The organism is Boseongicola sp. (assembly GCF_057460485.1).
In genome coordinates, this window is record NZ_JBVCWP010000173.1 from 1 (window position 1) to 8,294 (window position 8,294).

Here is an 8,294-nt window from a genome sequence, read left to right on the forward strand (position 1 = left end):
GAGACGCGGACATCGATGTCACCCCGATCGATCTCAAAGACTTTGAGATGCCCCTCTACAGCTGTGATCTCGAAAGCGACTCTGTTCTGCCAGAAAACGCAAAGCGGCTGAAACAGCTCTTCGTCGACCCTGATGGATTGTTCATTGCATCGCCGGAATACAACAGCTCACTTTCGCCGTTGTTGAAAAACTCTCTGGATTGAATATCGCGCCGCCATTTCGAGAATGAGCCCTCTCTTTGGGCGTACAAAGGCAAGGTGGCAACCCTTGGTTCGGTCGGTTCCGGCGCGTTGGGCGGCTTGCGGGGTCTTGTCGCGCTGCGCATGATGGTGGGTAATATCGGCGTAACGGTCGTGCCAAATCAAGTCGCCATATCGAATGGGGTGAGCGCATTTGATGATTCAGGTGGGCTGAATGACGAACGGCAGTCTCAGATGGTTAAGGCTACGGTCGATCAACTGATCAAGACAACGCGCGCCATGACTGGACCGTTGCAAATGAATGAAAGAATTACGTTATGAGCTGGAATCCTTCAATTGAGCCAATCTGCCCCGGTGCAGATGACGTCGATGCGATCGAAACATTGATCGTCCCGAGGGCGCGCGATATTGGAAATTTTGAGGTCCGACGCGCCCTTCCGTCAGCCAAACGCCAAATGGTCGGTCCTTTTGTGTTCTTCGACCAAATGGGTCCGGCCGAGTTTATCACACAACAAGGCATCGACGTGCGTCCGCATCCCCATATCGGCTTGGCAACGGTGACCTATCTCTACAAGGGAGAGTTTCAGCACCAAGATTCCCTTGGCACCAACCAGATGATTTACCCCGGCGAGGTGAACTGGATGATCGCCGGTAACGGCGTCACGCATTCAGAACGCACAAGTGCCCAGACCCGCAAAGGCCCTAGTAGCCTGTTCGGCATTCAGACATGGGTGGCGCTGCCTGAGGAAGCTGAAGACATGGATGCAGATTTCGAGCATCACAAAGAGGACGCACTTCCCTTCATTGAAGGCGACGGCAAACACGTTCGTCTCATTCTTGGGAATGCTTGGGGTGAACGTGCTCCGACGAAGACATTCTGCGAGATGTTTTACGCGGATGCGGCCCTGGAAGCCGATGCCCTGCTGCCAATGCCCGACAACCATGAGGATCGCGGCATTTACGTGACCGATGGCTCGATTGAGGTTGCAGGCGACACGTTTCAATCCGGTCAAATGATGGTGTTCCGTCCCGGAGATGCGATCACTGTCAAAGCCGGTCCGACCGGTGCAAGGCTGATGTTGCTAGGCGGCGAAACACTGAACGGCCCACGCCACATCTGGTGGAATTTCGTCGCCTCTTCAAAAGAGAAGATTGAAGCCGCCAAGGACGCTTGGGCCGATGGTGACTGGGAACATGGTCGTTTCCAATTGCCCCCAACCGACAATGGCGAATTCATCCCGTTGCCCGATTAAGCAAGCGCCGCCCCTTTGCCCAACGCAAGGTCGCAACAAACCCGATAGCCTCAGAAAGATTAGCAACATGACTATTGATCAAAACACCACCCAACAAGGTGGCATGAGTTTAACCGTTCGCCCCGCCCACGATCGCAGGCAGGCCGACTTTGGCTGGCTCAAGTCAGCCCATAGTTTCAGCTTTGGAAATTACCATGACCCTAAGCATATGGGATTTGGAAATCTACGTGTCATCAACGATGATCTTGTTGCGGGTGGTAAGGGGTTTGGGCAGCACCCACACAAAAACGCTGAGATTTTCTCTTATGTGCTAGGGGGCGCGCTTGAGCACAAGGACTCTCTGGGCAACGGATCGGTCGTCAGCGCGGGCGGCGTTCAATATATGAGCGCGGGGTCTGGCGTGACCCATTCCGAGTTCAATCCGTCTTCGACCAAAGCAATGCGGTTTTTGCAGATTTGGCTATTGCCCGCGACGCAGAATACCAAACCCACATATGACACTATTGATCTGACAAACGACGCAAAGAGTGGGAAGCTCAAACTGTTCCTTTCCCGAGATGGGCGCAATGGCTCTATGACGACCCAAGCAGACGCAAGTGTCTATGCGGCGACATTGGACGGCGGCCAAGCAATTAGCACTGATTTGAAGGCTGGACGCAAAGGTTGGGTGCAGGTTGCTGATGGATCTCTGAACGTGAATGGCATCGCTTTGTCTAAGGGCGACGGTCTTGCCATTGACGGCAGCGGCTCGCTGACTTTTGATCAGGGAAACGCTGCTGAGATCTTGTTCTTCGACCTCGCACAATAGACTTAAAACCCAAATCTGGTGGCATGTTCGTGCCACCAGTTCACCTTCATCGCATTTTTGCCTTCCCTGACAAACTGCCCGGATTTGTCACGCTAACTCGGTCAGACGAACGACTTCGAAGCAGCCCAAAATCGCAGCATGTCATCGCGTGAGAGGCGGCCTTTCGGTTGCCGTCGTATCTTTCAACAAGAAATCAACCAGATACGCCGCCAACCTACAAACACCCAAAACACCAGATTCAGTCAAAGCTCACTCTGATCTGGATTCCTTCTTAGACCTTGGATACGGATCTTGTGATTAAGATTAATCATCGAGCCAGGGTAGGAGACCGCACGTGACGCAAACATTAATCGTGACGGCGCATCCTCATAGCGGCTCCTTCACGGGGTCTTGGGCGCAAGAGACTGAACGCGCAAGCCTTGCAACGGGGGGACGTGTGTCGCGGTCGGATTTGGTGCAAGACGGTTTCGACCCGGTTGAGCGGTTTGAGCATTATGCGAGCAACGCTGGTCACGACGTCCTGAAATGTCAGGAGCAGGCGTCGCAGACCGGCCGTCTTCCGGCGGATGTTGCAGCGGAAATCGCCAAGTTTCAGGCCGCCGATCGGATCATTTTGCATTTCCCAATTTGGTGGTTTGGACCGCCTGCGATCATCAAAGGTTGGTGCGACAGGGTGCTCGCGAATGGTGCCATGCACACCTCCGACAAGCGGTTTGACAAGGGGCTATACCGCGACAAAACCGTGCTGTTTTGCGTCAGTACTGGGTCTCGTGAAAGCGAAAGCGGGCCAGATGGGAAAGAAGGCGATGTGCGTATGCTGCTGTGGCCTTTGGCCTACACCTTTCGATATCTTGGGTGTCAGGTCGCACAGCCGCGGGTCGTGCATGGCGTCCATGGATACTGGAAAGGTCGTGAAAAGGTTAAAACCGAGGCGCGGCTGGCCGCCCTGCTTTACGCGCATTCCGAAGTCATTGAAGGTTTTGATCAGCTGTCCCTGATGCGATTTAATCCTGATGATGCGTTTGATGAAGATGGCCGGTTACGCGCGGGTGCCGAAAGCGTCACGCCGTTTATCAACCATATCTGAGGTTTGCCATATACTGGGAAATGATCACACAACGATGATTATGCGTCATAAAGTTTTACCTAAAAAGCGGATGTCAAAGTGCTAGCGGCAAGCGGCAGCTTTGTGAACTGATGCGGTGGATGCCTCCCTCTCTTTGGTTCATATGAAACCACTTTGGCACAATTGATGCCGTTGGATGGAGGCATCCGCCGCATCAGTTCATGTGTTGCCTCGACCGGTTGAGCCCGCCGCCCTCCTAAGACATTGGCGCTGAACGCTACATTGGACACTTTGGGCGGGAACCGTAAATTCGCTGCAGCGTGCACTAAGGTCCGCTGTGAGGAAAAGCGACCTTGGCAGTGGCCGCGCCAACGTCGGCTTTTGGGGCTACTTCCTGCGCCACTTTAGGTCTTTATCACCAAGTTCGGCCAGCGTCTTTTGCAATCCATGTCCTTGAGATCGCGCTTTAGACTGACCTAGATCAGCACCTTTCCGCCCTAAGCATGCGCTTATTCTTCGCTGCGTAAGCTGCAAGGCAATAGCGCCATCGGATCAAAAGGCCCAGTTGATGTTCAGCGCCAACACCCGTTGACGCAGCAATTAAACCTGAAGAGAAAAAAATGCGTAAATTTGCACTGATCACACTTCTCGCTCTGGCGACCCCTGCACTGGCACTGGATCTTGATACCGACACTGTGCTTGGCACGACGATCGAGCAGGCACAGGCGGCCCTGACCGAAATGGGCTATGAAGTGCGCAAAGCCGAAATGGAGGATGGAAAGATTGAAGTCTATTTCATCAAGGATGGCAAAATGGGTGAAGCCCACGTGAGTGCCGAGACCGGCAAGATCACCAAGCTCGAGATGAAGTGAGTTGACGGTGTCAGCTTCTTCGGACGATCGCAGCAGCAGGCGCGCAAGCGCCCGCGACGTGGCCGTGTGGGACCCGCTTGTCCCGTTGATTCACTGGTCTCTCGCTCTGACAATTCTGTTGAACGGCGCGATACTGGAGGAGGAAAGCAATCTGCATGAATGGGTGGGATATCCTGCTCTGGGGCTGGTCGGCATCCGGCTTGTCTGGGCCATCATCGGGCCGCAATATGCACGTTTCACGGCATTTCCGCCAAGTCCGGCGCGGGCGATCAGCTATGCCCGGTCCGTTCTGAGCGGCGACAAAACCGTTCATTTGTCCCGCAATCCGCTGGGTACGATAATGATTTATAACCTTTGGCTTACGGTAATCGGCATCGGCGTGACTGGCTACATGATGACGACCATACGGTTTTTGGCATCGACTGGGTGGAAGAGGCGCACGAGTTGATCTTCAACTGGCTGATCCTGTCAGTTGCGCTGCATGTCGCCGGAGTTGCGTTCGATAGTTGGCGATCTGGTGTCAATTTGGTGCGTGCCATGGTAATCGGGCGAAAGCGTGTCCCCCAAGGAACGAAGCTGGAATGAAGCGACCAAAACGGATTGAAAAGACCAAGGAACGGCGCGCAACTGCGCTTGCAGGCATTATCATTCTGCAGGCCCTTTGCGCGCTATTCTTCATTGGCGACATCATTACAGATTTCCGCGAGGGTGGTCACCTTGACGACCTGCATCTTGGACTTGAAGCCTTGGCGGCTGTCGTACTCATTTGGGGCGTCATGTTCTTGATGGTGGAGTTGCGTCGATTGCTGGCGCGTATGGGTGACATGGATGCGGGGTTGATGGTCGCACGTGGTCAGATGGGCGAGGTGATGGATCGCTTCTTCGATGACTGGAACCTGACCGAAGTAGAGCGCGACATTGCTATTATGATCCTCAAGGGTCTCGACAATGAGAGCATCGGGCAAGTTAGAAGGACCGCCTCAGGGACTATACGCGCCCAAGCAACCAGCATTTATTCAAAGTCCGACACCCATGGCCGAGCACAGTTCGTAAGTCTTTTCATGGAGGAGCTGATGTCAGGCGACTTTAGCGCCGCTGGCGCACCGGACGACCATCAACCACACACCACTAGGGCGTCAGCGCACATACTCCGCGCGGAATAGTTACGACGATTGGGCCCAATCCGCGCACTGCACGATATCTCTACCCTGGCTCATGCCGGGATTTCCGTATGTGTTTGCCCCACCGCGCGAAGCAGCACCGCCGCAACCAGATCACCGGTGATATTGACGACCGTCCGGCACATGTCGAGCAGGCGATCGACGCCAAGAATGATCACCATGCCTTCGACCGGTATGCCCATGCTTGTGGCTACGTTGATCAGAATGGCAATGCTGACGCCCGGGGTGCCGGGCGCGCCAATACTCGAGGCGACAAGTGTCCCGATCACAGCCGCGGTCTGAGCCGCCGTCAGCTCGACCCCGGCAAGCTGCGCAAGAAAGAGAATGGCCACCGCCTGATACAACGCAGTGCCGGCCATGTTCATCGTTGCCCCCAACGGTACCACCAGGTTGGCGATATTATCTGGCACGCCAAGCTGACGCGCCGACTGGATCGTCACCGGCATCACTGCCGAGGAACTGGATGTGGAAAACGCCAGTAAAAGGTTGCTGCCCGCAACCTTTAGGAAACGCCACGGCGTCACCCGAGCAAAGATCAGCGCGATCAAAAGATACAGTACCAACAGGCCGGCCAACCCCAACAGCACGGCGCCCACATAGCCCGAGATGCCAAGCATGGTTTCAAGCCCCGTGCGCATCACCAGTTGTGCCATCAGCCCGAAAACCGCCAAAGGTGCCAGAAACATTGCCCATTTTACGATATTCATCGAGATCGAAAGCAATGCCTCCATCAGTGCCAGGAAAGGTGCGGCACGGCTGCGCTGAACCTGTGTGACCGAGATGCCGACCAGCAGTGCCAGCACGACAACGGCCAGCATGTCCCCCTGCACGATCGAGGCGGTGGGATTGGACGGCAGGATGTTGGCGATCAGGTCCGGCAGGGTTGAAGGCTCGCTGAGATCGGGCATCTCGCTCACAAGGCCGGTTTTGGAAGGAGGGCCGGGTTCGCCGGGTGGCACGGAAAAACCGGCAAGACCCACACCGGGTTTCAGCCACTGCGCAAGCGCTACACCGATGGTCGCCGCCACCGTCGTGGTCGCTAGGATGAACGCAGCCAACCGCAGGCCAACTGACCGCAACTCCTCACCTGACCCCGCCCCCACAAGCCCACCCACGATCGACGAAAAGATCAGGGGGATGAGGACCATGGCGATCAGCGCCAGAAAGATCTGGCCCGGTAAGGCCAGCCAAAGTCCGATCACCTCGGCGATTTCAGGCGGAACGACTCCCGTCGACTCACTCAACAGGAGGCCTAGGCCAAAACCCAGCACCATTCCGGCCATCACCTGCGCCCAGAGCCTGGATGTAATCCAGACCCGCAGCTTGAATCGCTGCTGCGCGAGGTGCATCGATGTCTCTTGCGTCTCGTTTGCCATGTCAGGCCCATAACATGACACGAAGCTGCAACTGAACCGGCATTCCGCAAGTGCTTTGTCGTTTTAGAAGATAGAGCGCCGGACGTTGGCAACCGAAGGCGTTGCAAGGCAGCCAGGACGGTACTGACTGTGTTTCTGATCATGGCCACCTCGGCGAACCGGAAGCTGATAGCGGGGGCATTCGATCTTCGTGATCACTCAGTGCGCCCGCCAGGCACACCAAGATTGCCGCGCCTGTGAACCAAAAGATCGCATGAGTAGTGAACGGCAGCTAAGATCCCAAAATGCCGCTGTTCTGCAACGCCACAAATATCCGCATTGCCAAATCGCGCACTTTTCAAAAATCCTTGACGACAAATCCTTCAGCATCTAGCCGGTCACAAGGCTGAAAACGCCTGCCTCCCGCTGACGCAGCGACTCGCTGAACAGACTTTGGCAGTCATACAAACCGATACCCTACCTCGTTCTGAGGTGCGAAGTTAGGACGCGGCACGCTTAGACAGCAATCGAGGTCGTGCCGATTTTTTCCTTTCGCCTCGCGAGGAGGGTCGCTGCGGGCCCCGTACTTGGAACTGAGCGAACCACAAACTCCCCTGAATTTTCAAGGGTGTGTATGACGTGTCCATGTGAAAGGAATTGGCCACTGCCGCGCCACAAGAGGGCTTGGCGCATCAAACCGTCGACAAGGCCACGTGCCGGCAAATTAGCGCAAAACGCCAGACAAAGCACGCCGCCAGGTCGAACGACACGGCAAAGCTCCTTTAATGCCAGGTTCGGATGCGGGACGGTTTCGAGCGCCCAAGCGCAGGTCACTATATCAAATTTTGCATCCTCAAAGGGCAGGGACTCCAATCGTCCTTTAACTTGCACCGCCGGGATGTCGCTGCATCTTGCCAACATTGCGTCTGAGGGATCGAGAAGGGTCATTTTGGCTGGCGACATGCCCTCCGCGATCAAGGTGCGTGCCAAGGTGCCGGTGCCACAACCAGCATCAAGCAGATCCGTGTCTGTCGTGATAAGTGCCCGCACCAGAGCCTCCAATGCCGCCTGGGCCTCACCACCTGCATGCCGCAGCCACCGGCGGTGAAACTTGTCATAATTGGGCGCCAGCCTGTCGTAGTGATCGGCGAGGTCGCGTGCAGGCGTCTGTGTAAACATGTGGTTGGTCCTGCTCCAATGCTGGGCGTTCGTTGGCCCCCTCCAGTCACGTCAAACCATGGTTGATGACGACGCGAGCCCTGGGGCGCAAATGATTTATGCGGGGGATCTGACGTGATCCGGCCAAGTCCACGCCGTCCAGAGGATCGAAGACATCGCAGCCAGTTCGATAATCAAGAAGAAGACGTCATCGGGGTCGCTCGGCGGGGTCGAGAGGAGTGTGCCTGTTGTCATCAAGGCCGAACCGGTCGCCCGATCCTACGGTTCAGAAGCAGAGAAAAGAGCACCATGGCTATCGAGACTTCGACCAGAAAGCCGCCAATAAGCATTATCGTGTCGGTAATCATGGTCCCGTTGTAGGTCCCTGTCAGCAGCATCTC

The 8,294-nt window shown here is 55.7% G+C and carries 10 protein-coding genes; 8 read left to right on the top strand and 2 right to left on the bottom strand.

Annotated features, from left to right (window positions below):
- The 8 genes from AC221Y_RS16485 to AC221Y_RS16520 form a co-directional block, all read left to right on the top strand.
- Nucleotides 1–203: NADPH-dependent FMN reductase (locus AC221Y_RS16485; RefSeq protein ID WP_486707776.1), on the top strand; the 203-nt coding region annotated here is incomplete at its 5' end.
- A gap of 54 nt (nt 204–257) precedes the next feature.
- The gene (locus AC221Y_RS16490) at nt 258–521 is read left to right on the top strand and encodes an NADPH-dependent FMN reductase (protein WP_486707777.1); all 264 of its coding nucleotides are present in this window, start codon (nt 258–260) and stop codon (nt 519–521) included.
- Entirely contained in the window at nt 518–1,453 is a 936-nt protein-coding gene (locus tag AC221Y_RS16495) for a pirin family protein (RefSeq protein WP_486707778.1), read from the top strand. Before AC221Y_RS16490 ends, AC221Y_RS16495 begins: the two co-directional genes overlap by 4 nt.
- A gap of 67 nt (nt 1,454–1,520) precedes the next feature.
- The gene (locus tag AC221Y_RS16500) at nt 1,521–2,261 is read left to right on the top strand and encodes a pirin family protein (RefSeq protein ID WP_486707779.1); all 741 of its coding nucleotides are present in this window, start codon (nt 1,521–1,523) and stop codon (nt 2,259–2,261) included.
- Nucleotides 2,262–2,595: 334 nt separating this feature from the next.
- Nucleotides 2,596–3,348, top strand: a complete 753-nt coding sequence (locus AC221Y_RS16505; protein WP_299752346.1) for an NAD(P)H-dependent oxidoreductase — start codon at nt 2,596–2,598, stop codon at nt 3,346–3,348.
- A gap of 599 nt (nt 3,349–3,947) precedes the next feature.
- Nucleotides 3,948–4,199, top strand: coding sequence for a PepSY domain-containing protein (locus AC221Y_RS16510; RefSeq protein ID WP_299752349.1), 252 nt, complete (start codon nt 3,948–3,950; stop codon nt 4,197–4,199).
- A gap of 7 nt (nt 4,200–4,206) precedes the next feature.
- Entirely contained in the window at nt 4,207–4,647 is a 441-nt protein-coding gene (locus AC221Y_RS16515) for a cytochrome b/b6 domain-containing protein (protein WP_486707780.1), read from the top strand.
- Between the two features lie 133 nt (nt 4,648–4,780).
- Entirely contained in the window at nt 4,781–5,362 is a 582-nt protein-coding gene (locus tag AC221Y_RS16520; RefSeq protein WP_486707781.1) for a helix-turn-helix transcriptional regulator, read from the top strand.
- A 50-nt stretch (nt 5,363–5,412) separates the two neighbouring features.
- On the opposite strand, the gene AC221Y_RS16525 is transcribed toward AC221Y_RS16520, so the two are convergent.
- Nucleotides 5,413–6,756 carry a dicarboxylate/amino acid:cation symporter gene (locus AC221Y_RS16525; RefSeq protein WP_486707782.1) on the bottom strand — a complete coding sequence of 448 codons (1,344 nt, stop codon included), beginning with the start codon at nt 6,754–6,756 and terminating at the stop codon, nt 5,413–5,415.
- A 495-nt stretch (nt 6,757–7,251) separates the two neighbouring features.
- Entirely contained in the window at nt 7,252–7,914 is a 663-nt protein-coding gene (locus tag AC221Y_RS16530; RefSeq protein ID WP_299752361.1) for a class I SAM-dependent methyltransferase, read from the bottom strand.
- Nucleotides 7,915–8,294 lie beyond the last annotated feature (380 nt).

Bases quoted from the DNA above. Each gene is read 5' to 3' on its own strand.
- AC221Y_RS16510 (WP_299752349.1), top strand. From the start codon at position 3,948: ATGCGTAAATTTGCACTGATCACACTTCTCGCTCTGGCGACCCCTGCA.
- AC221Y_RS16495 (WP_486707778.1), top strand. From the start codon at position 518: ATGAGCTGGAATCCTTCAATTGAGCCAATCTGCCCCGGTGCAGATGAC.
- AC221Y_RS16520 (WP_486707781.1), top strand. From the start codon at position 4,781: ATGAAGCGACCAAAACGGATTGAAAAGACCAAGGAACGGCGCGCAACT.
- AC221Y_RS16500 (WP_486707779.1), top strand. From the start codon at position 1,521: ATGACTATTGATCAAAACACCACCCAACAAGGTGGCATGAGTTTAACC.
- AC221Y_RS16525 (WP_486707782.1), bottom strand. From the start codon at position 6,756: ATGGCAAACGAGACGCAAGAGACATCGATGCACCTCGCGCAGCAGCGA.
- AC221Y_RS16530 (WP_299752361.1), bottom strand. From the start codon at position 7,914: ATGTTTACACAGACGCCTGCACGCGACCTCGCCGATCACTACGACAGG.